This is a genomic window from Bacteroidota bacterium, assembly GCA_016706865.1.
Taxonomy (GTDB): Bacteria; Bacteroidota; Bacteroidia; order Chitinophagales; family BACL12; genus UBA7236.
In genome coordinates, this window is the sequence record JADJIS010000003.1 from 64,312 (window position 1) to 84,867 (window position 20,556).

Below are 20,556 nucleotides of genomic sequence, written 5' to 3' on the forward strand. Positions count from 1 at the left end.
TTGGGTTCATTGGTACATTGGTACATTTAATTCATTGGTACATTTGATAAATGTTCACAGCGAAGTAGAATTTAATAATAATGAAAGTACGTACACTACGTAAAGATAAAGTAAACATCATCACCTTAGGTTGCAGTAAAAATACTGTGGACAGTGAGGTGTTATTGTCGCAGTTGAATGCAAACGATATAGATGCACATCATCAAAGGGAAAAAGATGATTGTAATATTATTATAGTGAATACCTGTGGATTTATTGACAATGCAAAACAGGAATCCATAGATACCATATTAAATTATGCGGAGGCGAAAGCAAATGGTGAGATAGATAAATTGTATGTTACGGGTTGTTTGAGTCACCGATATAAAGACGAATTACAGTTGGAAATTCCGGAGGTGGATGCATGGTTTGGCACCATGGAGCTGCCACAAATGCTAAAGCGATTTAATGCGGATTATAAACATGAACTGATTGGTGAACGACGTATTTCCACGCCAAGCCATTATGCATATTTAAAAATTTCGGAAGGATGTAACAGAACTTGTTCTTTTTGCGCAATTCCTTTAATGCGAGGAAATCATGTTTCGAAAACCATTGAAGAAATAGTAAAAGAAGCAAAATATCTTGCAAGTATTGGTGTTAAAGAAATAATGTTGATCGCGCAGGAATTAACTTACTATGGATTAGATATTTATAAAAAAAGAACATTACCTGAATTATTATATGCCTTAAATGAAGTGGACGGCATTGAATGGATTCGTTTACATTATGCTTATCCATCTAAATTCCCTTTGGAAATTATTGATGCAATTAAAAATTGCGATCATGTTTGTAATTATTTGGATATGCCACTGCAACATGCAAGTAATAATATATTACGTGCAATGAACAGGCAGATATCTAAAGAAGAAACTATTGAACTTATTAATAATATCAGAACTCAGATACCGGATATTGGCTTGCGTACAACAATGCTCGTTGGATTTCCTGGGGAAACTGAAGAGGATGTAGATGAACTTGCAGAGTTTGTTGATCAGATGAAATTTGACCGATTAGGCGTATTCACCTATTCGCATGAGGAGGGCACGAGTGGATATTTATTAAAGGATGAAATTTCTGCGGAAGAAAAAAGTGAACGGGCTGCACGCATAATGGAAGTGCAACAACAAATATCTTTAGATAAGAATCAGGAAAAGGTGGGAAAAGTATTTAAGGTATTGATCGACAGAGTAGAGAGTAATAATTTTGTTGGAAGAACAGAATTTGATTCACCTGAAGTTGATAATGAGGTTTTAATTGATGCTTCGAAGTTTTATTTACGTGTTGGCGATTTCACCAATATCAAAATTATAAGAGCAGAAGAATTTGACCTTTTTGGAGAACCGTTATAAATTCTAAAACATTTAAATATTTTTATCTTGAAATTAGAAAAGATATCATATCGTGAAACGGGTCGCTTCGCAAAAATTGTAACAGATTATTTAGAAGGCTCCTCTCCATTACGACCGTTTTATAAATATGAACCGAATATCGATTCGATTCAGGAGGCGATGAATGATAAATTGAAGGAAAATATTGATGGAAATAAATTAGCAGATAATTTGTTGGAGCAATATTCTCAAATTGATATGCCTGCTAAAGTATTTTCAAATATTAATTTATTCAGAAATAAAAATACCTTTTGTGTAGTTACCGCACATCAACTCAATATTTTTACCGGGCCGCTCTATTATATATATAAAACGATATCTACTATTCAGCTATGTAATACACTTAATAATAAATATCCGGAAAATAATTTTGTTCCTGTGTTTTGGTTGGGCAGTGAGGATCATGATTTTGCAGAAATTAATCATTTTCAATTGTATGGCAAAACCTACACATGGGATGATGTTCAGGGCGGGGTTTGCGGAAAATATAATACAGACTCCCTTCAGAATATATTGCACGAATTGATCCCTGTATTAGGAGATACAGAAAATGCCCATTTTTTAATTTCATTGTTTAAAAATGCATACTCTACTTCCAAAACTCTTGCTGAGGCTACACGAACAGTTTTGTCGGGGTTGTTTGGAGAATATGGTTTGGTTGTGGTTGATGGTGACGATAGCTATTTTAAAAAATCGTGTAATTCAATAATTGAAAGTGAATTATTGAACAGAAATTCTGAAAAATTAGTCAACGAAACATTATCAAAGTTCCCTTATGAGGCACAGGCAACACCCAGGGAAATTAATTTATTTTATAAATTAAAAAATATCAGGGAAAGAATTTTATATGATAATGAAAATAATAAATTTAAGATAAATAATACCGAAATTGTTTTTACTGCGGAAGAGATGCAAAATGAGTTGAAATTATTTCCGGAACGTTTTAGTCCGAATGTAATTTTACGCCCATTATTTCAACAAAAGGTTTTACCCTCTGTGGCATTTATCGGTGGGGGTGGTGAGATAGCTTATTGGATGCAATTAAAGAAATTATTTGAATTTCATGAAATTCAATTCCCGATCTTATTGCTGCGCAATTCGTATTTACTAATAGATGCAAGTGCCGAAAAAAAGATAACAAAATTACAATTGTCTCCAACCGATCTTTTTAAAGACGAACATATACTAATTAATGATTTTGTAAATAAACATAGCTCTGATGACCTCAAATTATCTGAAGAAAGCCAACAATTAGAACAAATATTTAACGCGATACAAAAAAAAGCGCAAAAAATTGACATCACTCTCGATAAAGCGGTTTTAGGTGAAAAACATAATATGTTAACTGTTATTCAAAAACTGGAAGGGAAATTGTTGAAGGCTGAAAAAATAAAAATGGATGCTGAATTGGGGCAAATCAGATCGATTTTGACCAAATTATTTCCAAATAATTCGCTGCAGGAAAGAGAAGAGAACTTTATTTCTTATTTTCTAAAATATGGAAAAAACTTTTTTGAAATGCTTTTGGAGCAATCGGAACAGCCAAGCAGAGAATTTAAGATATTGTATCCTGACAATATTTGATGTCACAAAACTATTAAAATTTAATAGGGAATTGGGGATTTGTTAAGCATATTTGAATTGTTAATGGCTGATCATTTGAATACCCGCAAGATTCCTGTAAAGTATCAGGCTCTGGAATATCTCCAAATGCCCGTAGCATTAACCGACAAGGCCTTTAACCTGCTGCATTTCAACGCTGCGTTTGCTACGCTAATTCAAACAAAAACTTCTGTTTTTCCATCGCGTGATCTGTTCGAAATTTTCTCCGGACTCGATATCAGAACAAATACACAACAGCTTCTTGAAAACAACAACATTTCCTTCATAATACATGGGGTGAAACACATAGAAAGTGCTGTATCATATGATTTACATTTGTCACTAATTGACCCAAAATTGGATCATTTGGAAGGTTACACAGTCACCTTTATAGTTTCACATTCTTCTGACAAAAACCAACAAAAGATCAATGAATTGGGATTGCAGCATTTGCAATTGATGGAATTTACCAATAATGGTATTCTGATACATCGAAACGGAATTATTGTTTTTGCAAACAAAAGAGCTAACACGATAGCTGCATTTCCCGATGGGGAGACCTTTGTGGGTAAAAACATATGGAATTATATTTCAGATGAATTTAAAAAATTGGTAGGTGACCGCATTCAGGAAATTATTCAAAATAAAAACGCGGTAAAACCCATAGAATTAAAAATGATAAGAGAGGATGGGGTGATACTCGATGCTGAAGTAATTTCATTTCCACTTTTGTATGAGGGTGAATTTGCAATTAAAACAATTATAACTGACATCTCTCACAGGAAGAAGGCAGAACAATTATTGGTGGATACCCGACAACAATATTTTACACTTGTTGAAAATTTATCGGATGTTGTTTTTCAGACAGATACTGACGCACAATTAATTTATCTGAATGCTTCCTGGGAAAAATTAACAGGATTTACCATTGAAGAAACTAAAGGAAGGTCATGTTTTGAATATTTACATCACCCTCAAAATACAGAGATCTTTTATTCTAAAGTGCGCAGACTTCTAATACATGGAATTAAGGATTTCCAATATGATCTTTTACTGAATACAAAAAATGGTAGTGCAAAATTTGTAGAAGTCAGTTTGCGACCGATTTATGATGAAAATAATCAGATTTCCGGAATCAATGGAATAATAAGGGATATACATTCGAAAAAAATTGCAGAAATAGAGTTAAAAAAGATCCAAAAGACCTTAAAGCTCCATCAAAGTGTTTTAGTAGGTCTCACCAAAGAAGAATCAATAATAAAAGGTGATTTAGATATTGCATTAAAGCACATTGCAAAAATTACTGCGGAAACACTAAATGTATCCAAAATTCAAATTAAAGAATTTATTAACGAACAGCAGGAGTTAAAGAGCTGTATCGATTATGAAGCCGTTTCTGGTGAATATTCGAATGGAGCAAATTTAAGTTTTAGTCAATTTCCTTCTTACTTCAATACTTTGCTAAAGGAGCATGTAATTATTTCGGATGAGGTTTTATATGATCCGAGATTAGAGGAATTAAAGGATGTTTACCTGATACCGGAAAAGGTAATCTCTAAAATGTGTATCACATTTGGAAGCAGAGAAAAGATATGGGGATTAGTTTGTGTGGAAAGCAGAAATGCATTTCACAAGTGGACTTTGGAAGATCAATCTTTTGCACGTTCAATAGCAGACTTTATAACACTTGCATTTGAAAGTAATTTGCTTAAAAAAACACAATTGGAACTTATCGAAAGTGATAATTTATATCGCAGTTTGGTTGAACAGGCAACGGATGCGATAATTATGATAGATAAAAATAACAAGTTTATTGATGTAAATTCTAAAATGTGCGAATTGACAGGTTTTACCAAAGAAGAATTATTGGAAATGACCTTTGAACAATTAATATCCGGTAAATTTTTTGATAAAAGTTTAGATTACTACTTAAAACCGGGAAGAATAAACAGATTTTTTGGTGAACGAAATTATCTTACTAAAAGTGGAGAATTACGTATTGCGGAGATCAGCGCAAATGTATTTCCCGATGGTAGAATTCACGGTATAGCACGTGATATTACGGAAAGAAAAGTTCAGGAACAGGCTTTAATTGACAGTGAAGCGAGATTGGAACTTGCATTAAAAGGAGCTGATCTTGGAACCTGGGATTTTTATATTGCAGAAAATAAAATGGTGCATAATAAGCGATGGGCAGAAATGCTTGGATATTATTTTGAAAACACTGTGGTGACGCAACAATTCTGGGAGAAATTTTTGCATCCTGATGACAGCAATAGTGCCTATGCAGCTTTTCAGGATCATCTGAACGGTAAAACACCATTTTATGAAGCAACAATTCGTATGTTGGCGAGTAATGGTGAATGGAAGTGGATCCTGGATAAGGGAAAAGTTGTAGAATGGGATAAAGAGGGGAAACCAATTCGTGCTTCCGGAATTCATCAGGATATTACTGCATTAAGGGTTTATCAGCAACAATTATTTAACCAGAAAAAGTTTTTGCAGGAAATTATAAATGCAATACCTAATTTGGTTTATGTAAAAAATAACAATGAAGAATTTGTAACAGTTAACAATGCTTTGGCCGAATTTTTAGGGACTTCACCGGAAGAACTTTTGAGTTATAAACGTAATAAGGATCAGGGATATTCGGAAGTATTGCAAAAATTATTTGAAAGGGATTTTGATGTGTTCATCACTAAAAAACAAGTTATTACGGATGAACAAAAAATTACAAATGTAGCTACAGGAAAAACATATTGGTTACAGTCAATTAAATTGCCATTGATGGATGATGATGGTAATTTTTCTGAAATATTATCCGTTTCGATGAATGTTACCGAAATTAAAAATAAGGAATTTGAACTGGGTATTTTAAATGATAAGTTGGAACAAAAAGTAATGGAACGAACCTCCATGCTTGAATCGGCAAACAAGGAACTGGAAACGTTTAATTATTCTGTTTCGCACGATTTGAGAACACCATTGCGGTCCATCGATATTTTTGCCTATTTTCTCGAAAAAAATCACAAACAAATACTGGATAGAGATGGTTTGGAAAATATTCGGCAAATACGCAGCAGCATCATTAAAATGAGTGCACTGATTGATAATTTACTCATTTTTTCAAAAATTGGTCGATGGGATAAAAAATCTGATATAATTAATACAAAAGAGTTAGTTGATGATGTATTAAAAGATATTGAAGAACGTGAAGATATCAGTGCTTATAGAATTATTGTCGGAGAGTTGCCAGAACTTTCCGGAGATTATAAAATGTTTCGCCAGGCATTTATGAATCTACTTTCCAATGCAATTAAATTCAGTAAGGTGCGTAAAAAACCACAAATAGAATTTTTCGGCTCAGAAGATGAACGATCTGTTACCATTGCAATTAAAGATAATGGTGTTGGATTTAGCATGGAATTTAAAGATAAGTTATTCAAGGCTTTAAAACGTTTGCACAGCGACGAACAATTTGAAGGAAGTGGAATAGGATTAGCAATTGTAGAACGCATTATTAAACGACATAATGGATCTATTTGGGCCGAGAGCAATGAACAAAAGGGGACGACGTTTTATTTTAGTATTCCTAAATAATAAAATCAAGTCTGGAATCAGGAGGTAATGGTCAGGAGTCATTAGTCAGGAGTCATTGGTCAATAGTCAATAGTCAATGGTCAATAGTCAGGAGTAAATGCATCCGGATAGGAGGATCAATCTCATTACTCCCGTCCGACCGGGTCGTCCGGGCGGGCATTACTCATTACTCATACATGATTCGTAATAAAAGCTCCAAACGAATCAATCTCACTACTCCCCACTCCCTATTCACTTTAATACCATCAATTTTTTTATTTTTGCATATATACCGGAATGGTGGAACTGGTAGACACGCACGTTTCAGAGGCGTGTGCCGCGAGGTATGCGGGTTCGAGTCCCGCTTCCGGTACGAAATAAATGGTCTGTCTTTTTTTGACAGACTTTTTTATTTTAAATTTTTGATTTTCTTTGAAAGGAGTCGCGTTTCCGTGAATCGTCAATCGTGAATCGTGAGTCCGGGTGATGTGGTGTTTTCGGAGGATATACTATCAACTTTATAGGATCTATCTCACCACTCAGCAATTTGTCAATAGTCATTAGTAAGGAGTAAAACTATTCGGCTGTCTGTAGGCAAACTCATTACTCCCGTCCGACCGGGTCGTCCGGGCGGGCATAACTCATTACTCATTTACGTTAATCGTCAATCGTGAGTCGTGAGTCCGATATAGGTTCCATCCAGAATTGGGATTTACATTTGAAACTAACAGCTCCATGCGGTCTGTCTCACCACCTGCCTGACGCTGACGCAGTCGGCAGGCAGGCTCCCCACTCACCACTCACCAACTAAGAAGCTCCTCCATCACCACTCCAACTTTTTCCGCACTCGGAAGCATGGCTTTTTCTAAGCCGGAGTTTAGTGGGACTGCGGGGAGATTTTTTGCTCCTAACATTTTTACTGGAGCATCGAGATATTTAAATAATTCGGAAGAAATTCTTCCCGCAATTGCCTGTGCAAAAGAATTCATGATAGGTTCTTCCGTAAGAACAAAACATTTATTGTGTCGTTTTACGGAAGTTTCAATTGCTTCCCAATCGTATGGTGATAATGTTCTAAGATCTAAAATTTCCACCTGACCAGGATATTTTTTACTCGCATTTAATGCCCAATGAACACCCATTCCATAGGTGACAACAACAATACTTTCTCCGTTATTTATTTTTTCTTCTGAGGCATGTTGAAATATGCGTGCCTTTCCTAAAGGAATAATATAATCATCGGAAGGTTGAATTGATTTTGCAGCAGCCGTTCCGGGAACCTTGCTCCAATACAAACCTTTATGTTCAAACATCACAACAGGATTCGGATCATAAAAAGCACCCTTTAATAATCCTTTCATGTCGGCGGCATTGCTGGGGTAAACAACTTTTATTCCTTTTATAGCAGTAATGGAAGATTCGATGGAACCGGAATGATAAGGTCCTCCCGATCCATATGCACCAATTGGAATGCGAATAACTGTTTGCACATTCCATTTTCCATTGGTGAGATAAAATGATTTTGATAATTCGGACACCAATTGATTTACGCCTGTCCATATATAATCGGCAAACTGAATTTCCACCACCGGTTTTGCTCCGGCGGCGCTCATACCTAATGTAGAACCCACTAAATATGCTTCCTGAATTGCAGTATTAAAAACTCTGTGATCTCCATGTTTAACAGCTAAAGTGGCAGCTTCCCTGAAAACTCCGCCCAATCTCTTTCCAACATCCTGCCCATATAACAATGCTTCCGGGTGTTTGGTCAAAATTTCATCCATGGCAAACAAGGCAGCATCCACCATTATAACTTGCTCAGCACCAACGGGTTCGCGGGTTCCTTGTTCTTCCTGGATGGTTGACTCTGCAAACTCAAAAAGCTCCACGGTGGAGGGATCGGGGTCGGGGGAGGCAACTACTGCCGCAAAGGCATCTCTGGTCATCTTGTCGACCGTGGATTCTAATTGGAGCAATTCGTTACTGCTAAAACCCGCTGCCTGGAGTAAATTTCTCAATTTTGGCAATGGATCCCGGCTTTGATGCTCGTTCAGGTCTTCTTCCGAACGATACATTTCCATCCTCACTCCACTCGTATGATGCCCGAGTAAAGGAACTTTGGCATGAATCAAAATAGGTTTTCTGTTCACCCGAACATAACCTATAGCTTCTTTTACACAGTTCCAGCATTCGGTAAAATCACTTCCATCCACCCTTACTCTTCTCAAACCTTTAAATCCGGCGGCATATTCGTAAGCATCCATGGTTCGGGCTTCTTCTTTGGATACAGAAATTCCCCAGTCATTATCCTGAACCAAATAAATAATAGGTAAACCTTTTAAAACAGCAAATTGCAATGCCTCTGCAACTTCACCTTCCGTCATGGCGCCATCGCCTATAGAGCAAACAACCAATGGATTTTCTTTGGAGGTATCCAACAAATTTTGTTGTTCAAGATATTGTATCCCTTGTGCCACGCCGGTTGTAGGAATTGCCTGCATGCCGGTTGCCGAGGAAGAATGTATCATTTGCGGATAATCTTTTCCTTTATAACTCGGATGACAATAATAATTGCGACCACCACTGAAAGGATCATCTCTCTTTGCCATTAACTGTAACAGAATTTCTTCCGGTTTCCAGCCCATACCCATTAACATGGAGTCGTCACGATAGTATAAACTCGCCCAATCGCATTTTTTTAACTGAAGTCCCATTGCGATCTGAATGGCCTCATGTCCCCTGGAATTGGCATGCACAAAGATGCAGGTTTGCCTGTTCTCATTGAATATCTCACTCATCACCTTACTCGTAAACATGATGCGGTAAGCTTCCAGGAGTATTTTTTTATCAACCAATTCGAGAGTTTCCTTTTGATTCATTGAGCGCTTTAAAATGGATCTTTAATTTTGCTGCAAAGCTATAAAGACTTTGAGTGCCCTTTTAGCGGATAATGCCCTTATTTGATATTTATTTCAAATTTTTTCTCCTTTTCGAGAAATCCCACGAGTTTATCACCTGCATTTACCTTTCCAACTCCGGCCGGTGTGCCTGTAAAAAGAAGATCACCCTGTTGAAGGGTAAAATATTTGGAAATATATGAGATCATGTTGGGGATATTGTTGATCATCTGCATTGAGGAACCGGTTTGCACAATTTCTTCATTTTTCAACATGTGAAAATTGATATCATCAGCGTGTTCCAGATTTTGGATGAGCGAAAATTCTCCAATAACAGCGGAGTTATCAAAGCCCTTGGCAATTTCCCATGGTAAACCTTTTTTCTTTTGTTCTGACTGCACATCGCGGGCGGTGAAGTCTATCCCAACAGTAACTGCATCTACATATTTTGATGCGAAATCTTCGGCAATATGTTTTCCGTTTTTACAAATGCGAAATACCAATTCACATTCATAATGTATATCATTGGAAAAATCAGGAATATAAAAATCTTTTCCTTTGAGTAATGCTGTGGGAGGTTTCATAAATACAACGGGAGCATCAGGAATTTCATTGTTTAATTCCTTTGCGTGTTCGGAATAATTACGGCCTATGCAGAATATTTTCATAACAGGTGGCAAAGTTACGAAACGGGATATAGATTCATCTGTAACAGGAATGATTGATTTTTTAATTTCCCGTATCTTTGAACCGGGATAATCTTATTGGTATGAAGAAAATATTTGGTTTATGTGTTTTGAGTTTCCTGATCATTGGAAATTGTTTTGCGCAACGTCAGGTTTCAGCGGGTAAAAATCTTGGCAATAATAAAGTGGGTGCATTTGAACATGTGGAAGGTGCATTTATTGCTGTTAACGGAATAAATATGTATTACGAAGAATATGGTGAAGGTCCTGCATTATTAATGTTGCATGACAACGGAGGTTCAGTGGAATCGTTTAATAGTCAGATCAATTATTTTTCGAAAAAACACCGCGTAATCGTAGCTGATGGGAGAGGGCAGGGGAAAACAAATAATACTGCTGATAGCCTTACCTACGAATTACTTTTAGAGGATTATAATGCACTGCTCGAAAAATTGGAAGTAGACAGCGCTTACGTAATTGGTTTTGATGATGGGGCAATTGTTGGATTAATGCTTGCAATGCACTTTCCTGAAAAAGTTAAAATGCTTGCAATTTATGGGGCGCGATTAAATGCAGAACCTAACACTATAGTTGATGCCTCTACTGACCTTGAAAAGGTATATAAACAAATGTATAGCGATTCGGTAAAGGCTGGTAAAAAGGAATACAAAGACGAATTACAATTAACAAATTTAGTATTACATCATCCTGAGATTGATGCGGATCTTTTAATAAATATTACAGCACCTGTTTTAGTAATGGGTGGCGACAGAGATATAATTCAATTGGAACACACCGTGTTTTTATATAAACAATTGCCACATGCGCAATTATCGATATTTCCGGGTGCAACACATTATTTTATGAGTGAAACACCAATGTTATTTAATAATGCGGTATCGAAGTTTTTTTCAAAACCTTTTAATGATGTTGAGGTGGAGGATACCATTAAATTTAAGTAGATTGGATATTAAGTGAGTCAAATTTATATTTTTGGAGTAACATATAATTCCAAAATAAATTTTATTCATTTTCATCTTTAAAATAAAAATTCGGCTCCGATTGATTTAACCCGATCCAAGCTCCATTAACCATTATGGAGGAAAATAAAACTTTGACCTGTAGTTGAAATAAATTAATTCGGATTAAATTAACAGATTTATTTGGAAAGTGAATAATAGTGTTTAAAAATATTTAAATAAACCAAATAATTAAAATCAAGTCAATTAATTGTTAGGGTTTTTCAGTTGAATTTATTCATTGCCCTGTCCACACCTTCCATAACTATGGATAAAACTGCTTCGGCACATTTTTTTGTAGTTTCTGATACTAATTGTTTTTCTTCAGCACTCCATTTTCCTAAAACAAAATCCACTTGTTTGCCTTTTCCGAAATCATTCCCCACGCCAAAACGCAAACGCGTATATTGATTTGTTTGCAATAATTCGTTGATATTTTTTAATCCGTTATGTCCACCATCGTTACCATTTTTACGAATGCGTAATTTGCCAAGTGGAAGATTAATATCATCTGTAACAATGAGCAGATTTTCGAGTGGGATATTTTCTTTTTCCATCCAGTATTTTACAGCCTTGCCACTTAAATTCATATAGGTGGTGGGTTTTATAAGGAGGAAGGTTTTTCCTTTAAATTTAAATTCTGCAGCGTCAGCATATCTTTTAGAAGTGAATACAACTTTTTTTTCTTCTGCGAGATATTCCAATACATCAAAACCAATGTTATGTCTTGTATTTTGATAATCAATACCGAAATTGCCTAAACCTGCAATTAAATATTTCATCTCAAGTGCTTGTTGCTCTTTATTTGTTGATTTTCGTGGAAATAAAAAACGAAGCAATTTCATATCTTTTAAAATTAGAAATTGCTTCGTTAAAAAAGTGATCAAATTAATCTTTCTTCTCTTCTTTTGCAGCCTCAGGTGCAGCAGCAACGGCAGCAACAGGTGCAGCAGTTTTAGCGGCAGCATCAGCAGCAGCTGCAGCATCTGCAATTGCTTTAAGTGCGCGAGGAGAGATCACAGTTACAATCGGAATGCTTTTTGCACCGAGTACCTCAATATTTTTTATTTTGATATCGCCCATTCTGATGGTATTACTAACATCAAGATCGGTAACATCAATAGATACACTGTCAACAAGATCTTTAGGAAAACCTTTGATGGTAACTTTTCTAATTCGTTGAATAAGTTTACCACCACTTTTTACACCTACCGACTGACCTGATAATTTAACAGGTACAACAGATGTGATCTTTTTCTTTGCATTTAATTTCAAAAAATCGATATGGAGAATTTCATCCGTCACTTTGTGAAATTGAATTTCACGCATTAAAGTTTCGTACGTTGTTCCATCGATGTTAAGAATCACTTTATAAACATTTGGAGTATATACCAAAGTTTTAAGTGCTGTTTTGGCTACTTCGAAATTTATATTTTCGCCATCACCATAGAGAATACATGGAACCATTTCGCCCGTGCGTGCATCTTTTGATGCTCTGCGGCCTACGTGATCTCTCAGTTTCCCTTTTAATTCAAATGTTTGCATTTTAATTGAATTTAATTTTAATTGTTTACTGAATTTATGAAATTAAAAAATCTTAATTTAATTATTGATAAATAATGAACTGATACTTCTGTGTTCATGTGTGTTTCTGATTGCTCTTGCAAATAATTTTGCAGAGGAAACAACACGTATTTTTTCACTTTCGCGTTTCAATGGAATAGTATCTGTAACTACAATTTCTTCTAAGGATGAATTTTCAATTGTTTCATATGCTTTTCCGCTTAAAACAGGATGTGTGCAAAAAGCTCTAACTGTTTTAGCGCCTTTTTGTTTCATCAGATTTGCGGCATTTGCCAAAGTATTTCCGGTATCCACAATATCATCGATCATGATCACATCTTTTCCTTCCACATCTCCTATCACGGTCATTTCTGCTATTTCGTTCGCTTTTTTTCGGTATTTATCACAGATCACAAGTTCTGTATTAAAATGAACAGCATAACGGCGATTTCTTTTTGTGCTTCCAACATCCGGTGAAGCAAAAATCACATTACTTGTATCCAAATTTTCTTCAATATATGGAACATAAATAGCTGTTGAACTTAAGTGATCAACCGGAATGTCAAAAAATCCCTGGATCTGATCAGCGTGAAGGTCCATAGTAACTATTCGGTTTGCACCTGCAGCCGATAATAATTCCGCAACCAATTTTGCTCCGATGGAAACCCTCGGTTTATCTTTTCTGTCCTGACGTGCAAGTCCAAAATATGGTATAACCGCTGTGATATAAGATGCGGAGGCCCTTTTAGCGGCATCTATCATCAACAAAAGCTCCATAAGGTTATCAGAAGGGAAAAAGGTGCTTTGAATAAAGAACACATAACTTCCTCTCACACTTTCAAGAATATTTGGCTGAAACTCGCCGTCGCTAAAGCGGTCGATGGCAATTTTACCTAATGGTTGCCCATAATAATCTGCAACTTTTTCAGCCAGATAGCGGCTGGTAGTTCCTGAAAATAATTTTACATCATTGGTAACCATTGTGATTCAAAGATTTGAGGCGGCAAAGATAGCAAAACAGACCCTACTTTGGAAGTATTATCTCAAATCTGTGGAGAAATCAATGTCTGGAGGGTTTTAAAGTATTGAAATGCTTGCTGCATACGACTTCCATACCAACTGAACATTTCCCCATCCACGCAGTAAACCCTCGTTTTTGTTAATATCTTTTGAAACTCCTGCTCATGATTTTCGTTAAAGGGATAAGGTTCTGAGGATAAAAACAGGAAATCGGGCGATTTTGCCAAAATTTGATCAAAATCGGTTTCAGGGTAACGTAAATCGGAGGAATAACAATTTTCGAATCCGGCTTCCTTTAACATGGCATTGATAAAAGTATCTCCTCCAATGGTTAAATACGGATCTTTCCAGATCAGATAAATGCAGGAACGAAGGGGAGTGAAAGACAATTCTGCTCGGCTTGAATTAATGGTATGGATCAAATTTTCCGCCTTATTACTTGTGTCAGTCATCAAACCAATTAGTCGTATCATTTCGAACGCAGAATCCAATGTATTTACATCACTCACAAAAACCGGAAATTCTTTTTTTAATTCTTCTATCTGGGCAAATTCGTTTTCTTCTTTATTAGCGATGATGAGATCTGGTTTTAATTGTTTTATCTTTTCCAGATTAAGATTTTTTGTTCCGCCAATAATTTGTTTTGTTTTTTTGAGATGTTTGGGATGTATACAAAATTTGGTAATTCCGATTATATTATTTTCAAGTCCCAGATCATATAATAATTCCGTTTGTGATGGGACCAAAGAAATTATTTTTTTTGGGGGAAATGGAATTTCGATAGAATTTAAAATTTGATCAGAGAATTGCATGGTATTATTTTGATTTGTTTTTTCTCCCTGAATTCACTTTGAAACCAATTAGTTCTCGTTTTACCGGTTTGGGTTGTAATAAGTTCTTTAAAGTATTAAAAATCAATATCACATCCTCGCTATTTGCAGTAACTTGTTTTTCCATCTGCTCAAGTTTTAGCATAATATCCTTATGCGTAAGCAGCAGTTTTCTCATCCTTGTAAAAACTCGTATTATTTGAATATTTACATTAACTGCTGTATCACTATTTAAAATACCGGAAAGCATGGCAATTCCATGTTCGGTGAAAACCAATGGCATTGTCCTTCTTCCGCCATGTTTTTGTTTATCAGGTATTTTACTTGAGGTCACAATTTGTGACTTCAAGATTGCAAATTCGATTTCGGTTAATCGAAACATGAAATCAGACGGGAACCTGTTGAGATGTCGTTTAACAGTTTGGTTCAAAACTTTAGTTTCAACATGATATAATAAAGCAAGATCTTCATCAAGCATTATTTTTTCACCTCTGATCAAATAGATTTTTCCTTGAATAATTTCATCCGGCGGAATTAGAGCAAGATTTTTCTTTCTCATTATTTTGTTTTTAAGGATTAAAAAAATATAATTTCTAAATTCAAATTGGAGGGGATAACTCCAATTTGAAAAGTTAATTATTTCATCTCGTCAACGCGCTCATCACATCATGTTTAGTAATAATATACGTTTTATCAACCTTGAAATCACGCACCAGTAAAGCGTGTACGTCATTGTTAAGCATTTTTCCCAACGCGTCAACAGAAGTGGAAATATCGATAAAAGGAAATGCCTGTTTCATGATAGTGCCTACTTTATTATTTTTAATTTCCGGATTTTTTAATACTTCATTATATAATAATGCTTCATTAATAGAACCTACAATTCTTCCTCCATCAACAACAGGTAATTGGGAGAAATCATTTTGCATCATGATCTGAAGGGCTTGTGCAACTGTTGTATTAATTTCCACAGATTTAAGTTCGCCTTTTTGGTTCGAGGAAATAAGATCTTTCGCGGTTAATCCTGATTTATCTATATAACCCATTTTCATCATCCAATCAGGGTTAAACATTTTACCTAAATAACGTGTTCCGTGATCAACAAAAACCACCACAACCACATCATCCTTTTTAAATTTATCTTTCAGTTGAATTAATCCCTGCAATGCGGAGCCGGATGAATTTCCCACCCAAATTCCTTCTTCCCTTACGATACGTGCAGTCATTATTGCGGCATCTTTATCTGTAACTTTTTCGAACATATCTATCAGATCCATGTCCACATTTTGCGGTAAAAAATCTTCTCCAATTCCCTCTGTTACATAAGGATAGATTTCATTTTTATCTAATATACCTGTCTCCTTTAATTTTTTAAATATGGATCCGTAAGTATCAATTCCATAAATTTTAATATCCGGATTTTTTTCCTTCAAATACTTACCTGTTCCACTTATTGTTCCGCCGGTACCAACACCTGCAACAAAATGTGTGATCCTGCCATCCGTTTGCTCCCAAATTTCGGGTCCGGTTGTTTCATAATGAGCTACTGAATTGCTCGGATTATCGTATTGATTCGGTTTCCAGGAATTTGGCACTTCCTTTATTAATCTCGATGAAACGGAATAATAACTTCGCGGGTCTTCCGGATCAACATCCGTAGGACAAACAATAACTTCTGCTCCAAATGCTTTTAATGCGTTCACCTTTTCGATACTTTGTTTATCGGTAGTTGTGAAAATGCATTTGTAACCTTTAATTATTGCGCCTATTGCGAGTCCCATACCTGTATTTCCGGAGGTTCCTTCAATAATAGTCCCGCCGGGCAACAATCTGCCGTCTTTTTCAGCATCTTCTATCATTTTAATTGCCATACGGTCTTTTATGGAGTTGCCGGGATTAAAAGTTTCCACCTTGGCAAGCACGGTTGCAGGTATATCTTTAACGATATTATTAAGTTTTATAAGTGGCGTATTGCCTATTGCTTCTAAAATGTTGTTTTTCCACATGGGGGCAAAGGTAAGGGGATTTTTTGAGGAGTGATTGAATGCATTTTAGGACTTGTAATGTGAGTATTGTGTTAAAAAAATAGGAACAGATTTTTGGTGTTTCAAAAAAATCAGTAACTTTTCCCTGAAAATCAATCATTCACTCAAAACCCACAAGCTTTATTCATGCGTAAATTTCTAAAATGGACAGGAATAGTTATACTATGTCTGGCTCTTATCATTGTTATTGCCTCCTTCATCATGGTTAATAAATATAAGAAAATGGCCAAAGTTGAATATGAGGCGAATCCAACCCCAATAACTGCACTTACTGATTCGGCCTCTTTGATTAGAGGAGCCTCACTTGCAGCATCCATCTGTTCAGGTTGTCATGGCGGCGATCTGGCAGGAAAGGAATTTTTTAATGTTCCGGAATTAGGAGTAGTTCCTGCCCCAAATATTACCAGAGGCGGCAGAACTAAGGATTATTCGGATGTTGATTATGTTAGGGCGATCAAATATGGTGTTAAACCTGATGGTCATGGACTTTTTATAATGCCGGTGGAAGACTTTAATTACATGAGCGATGCGGATCTTGGCGCTTTGATAGGATATTTGAAATCTGTTCCCGCGAGTGATAAAACCTGGCCGGATTCAAAATTTACTACCATGGCTCAAATAATGGCCGGTGCCGGGCTATTCGGAACTCTTTATAATGCCGAATTGGTAGATCTGAACAATAATAAATCGATAGTTGCTCCGGATCCCGGCACAGATGCCAAATATGGGGAATACACCCTTAGAATTCATGGTTGCTGGACTTGTCACGGTGAAAAACTCAATGGAAATAAGTCTCCTGATCCTGCATCTCCTCCGGGTGCAAATATTACACCGGGGGGCAATCTGGGAAAATGGAGCTTAGAACAATTTAAAGAAGTGATGCATACAGGCATGACTCCGGAAAATAAAAAGCTCGATCCGGAATATATGCCCTGGCCATCGTTAGGCTTAATGACTGATGTTGAAATGGAGGCAGTTTATAATTATTTGAAAAGTTTACCCTCCACGGAGGATGCCGAAATTTTGGCGAAGTGGAAGGAAAAAAATAAATAAAAAAGAAACGCCCGAACAGATCGGGCGTTTTTTTTTGTCTTATCTAAATTAATTATCTTGTTAAGGATTTATTTTTGCATATATAATGCCTGCAATACAGCCTTGCATTACTCCATATAATATCCAGGTTGCAACTACAGAAATAGATATTGATACACCACTGAAAGTGATCCACATTGCAGGTAAAATGGCTATCAGGCCATACACCAAACCTACCTCTATACCACGTATTACAGCATTTCCCTTGAACATATGGCGGAATCTCTGCCAGAAATATTTGAGTGCAAGTGCAACTATAAATGGATGTATAAAATATAACCAGGTTCGTTTTTCGCTTGACGAAAAAACCGGATCAAAATACTGTTCCGCAATTTTCGGGAAGAAAGAGATAGAAATATACAATGCTGCATAACTGAATGCAAGCAGAACGGCAACTGCGGTAAAGTAAGCTAATAATACTCGTTTCATATTTTTTGATTTAGTAAGATGCTTTTATATTTTTTTCTCCTGTTAAGTAAAAAAGTATTCTTATATATAAGGATACATTTTCTGATTTTTTTTTGAATACCTCTCTTGCTTTACAGAATTAATGACACAAAGTTAGGTAGTGTCCTTTTTTAAAAGGTGACTTAAATCACTTTCAGGGAGTATTAAAATCATTTATGGTCTGCGGTGATAGAAATTACTTTGCATAAGTTAAGAACAAAATTAAAAACAGTAATTATGAAAATCTTCAGGCTATTAATATTGACATCACTTTTGACCCCGGCTACCATAATGTTGGGTCAAAATCAATACACCTTGGCTAGTGACCATAAAATTACCATAGAAGGTACTTCCAATGTACATAATTGGGAGGAAGTTGCACAAACTGCCACCGGCGACGGATTAGTGCAGTGGAACCAGGATGCGACCTTTAATATTCAAAAACTCAATTTAAAAGTATCTGTAAAATCCTTAAAAAGTGATAAAGGTTCCATCATGGATAATAAAACATATGATGCATTAAAAGGGGATGCTCATCCATATATAACCTTTAAAATGAGTTCTATTAAATCCATTGTAAAATCGGGAACAGGATATACTGTAAAAGTAAACGGAGATCTTACAATTGCCGGTGTTACAAAAAATGTTGACATTAATGGTACTGTATATGTAAAAGAAAATGGAAAACTCTATGTTGAGACTTCCAAAGCAATAAAAATGACTGATTTTGGAATTGATCCTCCAACAGCAATGATGGGTGCAATGACTGTGGGAAATGACATCACTATTAAATTTAAATTGAATTACCTGATGAAATAATAATAACAATTAAAAATTATTAAATAAACCTATATTAAATCAAAACAATATGAAAAAGTCAATCAATCTAAAAACAATGATCTTGGTAGCATTCTTATGTTCAACGATCATGATGAATGCTCAAAACAATCAAAATAACAAGATCAATTACGACAGGCCTTATGATAAAGCCGGTCTAAATATGTTTGAAACCACAAAAGAGGATCTCGTTCCTTTTACAGGATTTCAGATAAAGTTAAGTGGTGGATTCACCCAGCAGTATCAGGCATTAAGCCACTCAAATACAGCTGATGTAGTGTTAAAAGATAATAATCTTACAACTACTGCAGGTGACTCAATAAATATTAACAAATTATATCCTATTACAAACGGATTTAATTTAGCAACAGCGAATTTGATCATTACTGCTCAACTAGCTGATGGTATTAGTGTTAAGTTGGAAAATTATATGTCTGCACGTCACCACAACGAATTTTGGGTAAAAGGCGGATATATCCAAGTGGACAAACTACCATTTTTTGGAAATCCTGATTGGTATGCAAAAAACTTTACCGTTAAAATTGGCCAGATGGAAAATAATTACGGTGATGCTCACTATTACAGAACCGATAATGCAAACGGTATTTACAATCCTTTTGTTGGTGAAAATATTATGGATGCATTTGCAACTGAAATTGCCGGCGAATTTTATTTCAAACCTGAAAATGGTATCATTGCCATGTTAGGATTATCATCCGGATTATTAAATTCTAATATTAAAGTATTTACCGACCCAAATGATATTACTGATACTTTAACCAGAAAACCATCTATTTATGCTAAGTTGGGATATGACAAAGAACTAAATGATGATCTTAGAGTTAGATTAACCGGTTCTCTTTATACCAATGCAGGAACTTCAAGTAACACTTTATATAGTGGTGACCGCGCAGGTTCACGTTATTACTTAGCAGGTGAACAGGAATATGTTGCATCAGGAACAGGTATTGCTGCTTCCACTGCAACTGCACAAGCATTTTCCGGAAGAATTAACCCGGGATTTTCAAGTGAAGTGATGGCAATTATGATAAATCCATTTGTTAAATTTCATGGTTTGGAAGTATTCGGAACTTATGAAATGGCAAGCGGAAACGGACGTTTAGGTTCAGCAACAAAAACTGATACAGTAGATCGCGCTTTCAATCAATTAGCGGCACAGGTTCTTTATCGTTTCTTAGCTGATGAGCAAGTTTATGTTGGATTCCGTTACAACACTGTAACAGGTCGTTTATTCGGTTATTCAGATGATGATGGTGATATCAGTGTTAATCGCATTCAAATTGCAGCAGGTTGGTTCCCTACAGAAAATCTGCTTGTTAAAATAGAATATGTGGATCAGAAATATGATAATTTCAAAACAACTGATTCCAGAAATGGACTTGAATTTAAAGGTGTGATGTTTGAAGCATCTGTTGGATTCTAAGTTTGACTTTCATAGGTTGAAAAAAACGCAACGCATTGTTTATGCGTTGCGTTTATTTTTTTATT

General features: G+C 35.7%; 16 protein-coding genes and 1 tRNA gene. 8 read left to right on the forward strand and 9 right to left on the reverse strand.

Going from position 1 to position 20,556, the window contains the following annotated elements:
* Positions 1-80: 80 nt before the first annotated feature.
* From rimO to IPI31_09950, 4 genes are all read left to right on the forward strand, one after another.
* Complete coding sequence (rimO, locus tag IPI31_09935; GenBank protein ID MBK7568128.1) at positions 81-1,391, forward strand: 30S ribosomal protein S12 methylthiotransferase RimO; 1,311 nt, start codon at positions 81-83, stop codon at positions 1,389-1,391.
* A 27-nt stretch (positions 1,392-1,418) separates the two neighbouring features.
* Positions 1,419-3,014: a bacillithiol biosynthesis cysteine-adding enzyme BshC gene (bshC, locus tag IPI31_09940; protein MBK7568129.1), complete on the forward strand. Its 1,596-nt coding sequence runs from the start codon at positions 1,419-1,421 to the stop codon at positions 3,012-3,014.
* A 39-nt stretch (positions 3,015-3,053) separates the two neighbouring features.
* On the forward strand, positions 3,054-6,632 hold the full coding sequence (locus IPI31_09945) for a PAS domain S-box protein (protein ID MBK7568130.1): 3,579 nt from the start codon (positions 3,054-3,056) through the stop codon (positions 6,630-6,632).
* A 270-nt stretch (positions 6,633-6,902) separates the two neighbouring features.
* A tRNA-Leu gene (locus IPI31_09950) sits at positions 6,903-6,984 on the forward strand.
* A gap of 427 nt (positions 6,985-7,411) precedes the next feature.
* Here the strand turns inward: IPI31_09950 and IPI31_09955 are convergent.
* Positions 7,412-9,490, reverse strand: a complete 2,079-nt coding sequence (locus IPI31_09955) for a tungsten formylmethanofuran dehydrogenase (GenBank protein MBK7568131.1) — start codon at positions 9,488-9,490, stop codon at positions 7,412-7,414.
* Between the two features lie 77 nt (positions 9,491-9,567).
* Positions 9,568-10,176 carry a fumarylacetoacetate hydrolase family protein gene (locus IPI31_09960; GenBank protein ID MBK7568132.1) on the reverse strand — a complete coding sequence of 203 codons (609 nt, stop codon included), beginning with the start codon at positions 10,174-10,176 and terminating at the stop codon, positions 9,568-9,570.
* A 101-nt stretch (positions 10,177-10,277) separates the two neighbouring features.
* Here IPI31_09960 and IPI31_09965 point away from each other — a divergent pair, with 101 nt between their 5' ends.
* Positions 10,278-11,156, forward strand: coding sequence for an alpha/beta hydrolase (locus tag IPI31_09965; GenBank protein ID MBK7568133.1), 879 nt, complete (start codon positions 10,278-10,280; stop codon positions 11,154-11,156).
* A 281-nt stretch (positions 11,157-11,437) separates the two neighbouring features.
* Here the strand turns inward: IPI31_09965 and IPI31_09970 are convergent, their stop codons facing one another.
* The 6 genes from IPI31_09970 to IPI31_09995 form a co-directional block, all read right to left on the reverse strand.
* Positions 11,438-11,995 (reverse strand): aminoacyl-tRNA hydrolase, encoded by a 558-nt coding sequence (locus IPI31_09970; protein MBK7568134.1) that lies wholly within the window; start codon positions 11,993-11,995, stop codon positions 11,438-11,440.
* A 106-nt stretch (positions 11,996-12,101) separates the two neighbouring features.
* Complete coding sequence (locus IPI31_09975; protein MBK7568135.1) at positions 12,102-12,758, reverse strand: 50S ribosomal protein L25; 657 nt, start codon at positions 12,756-12,758, stop codon at positions 12,102-12,104.
* 57 nt (positions 12,759-12,815) lie between these two features.
* On the reverse strand, positions 12,816-13,757 hold the full coding sequence (locus IPI31_09980; protein MBK7568136.1) for a ribose-phosphate pyrophosphokinase: 942 nt from the start codon (positions 13,755-13,757) through the stop codon (positions 12,816-12,818).
* 62 nt (positions 13,758-13,819) lie between these two features.
* A complete protein-coding gene (locus IPI31_09985; GenBank protein ID MBK7568137.1) occupies positions 13,820-14,608 on the reverse strand; it encodes an ABC transporter substrate-binding protein in 789 nt (262 codons plus the stop codon).
* A 4-nt stretch (positions 14,609-14,612) separates the two neighbouring features.
* Positions 14,613-15,185, reverse strand: a complete 573-nt coding sequence (locus tag IPI31_09990; protein ID MBK7568138.1) for an ORF6N domain-containing protein — start codon at positions 15,183-15,185, stop codon at positions 14,613-14,615.
* Positions 15,186-15,267: 82 nt separating this feature from the next.
* Positions 15,268-16,632: a pyridoxal-phosphate dependent enzyme gene (locus IPI31_09995; GenBank protein ID MBK7568139.1), complete on the reverse strand. Its 1,365-nt coding sequence runs from the start codon at positions 16,630-16,632 to the stop codon at positions 15,268-15,270.
* Positions 16,633-16,797: 165 nt separating this feature from the next.
* Here IPI31_09995 and IPI31_10000 point away from each other — a divergent pair, with 165 nt between their 5' ends.
* Positions 16,798-17,724, forward strand: a complete 927-nt coding sequence (locus tag IPI31_10000; GenBank protein ID MBK7568140.1) for a c-type cytochrome — start codon at positions 16,798-16,800, stop codon at positions 17,722-17,724.
* A gap of 60 nt (positions 17,725-17,784) precedes the next feature.
* Here IPI31_10000 and IPI31_10005 read toward each other — a convergent pair whose 3' ends face one another.
* A complete protein-coding gene (locus IPI31_10005; protein MBK7568141.1) occupies positions 17,785-18,192 on the reverse strand; it encodes a hypothetical protein in 408 nt (135 codons plus the stop codon).
* A 255-nt stretch (positions 18,193-18,447) separates the two neighbouring features.
* On the opposite strand from IPI31_10005, the gene IPI31_10010 reads away from it, so the two are divergent.
* Both IPI31_10010 and IPI31_10015 read left to right on the forward strand, forming a co-directional pair.
* On the forward strand, positions 18,448-19,029 hold the full coding sequence (locus tag IPI31_10010) for a YceI family protein (protein ID MBK7568142.1): 582 nt from the start codon (positions 18,448-18,450) through the stop codon (positions 19,027-19,029).
* Between the two features lie 112 nt (positions 19,030-19,141).
* Positions 19,142-20,491, forward strand: coding sequence for a hypothetical protein (locus IPI31_10015; protein MBK7568143.1), 1,350 nt, complete (start codon positions 19,142-19,144; stop codon positions 20,489-20,491).
* Positions 20,492-20,556 lie beyond the last annotated feature (65 nt).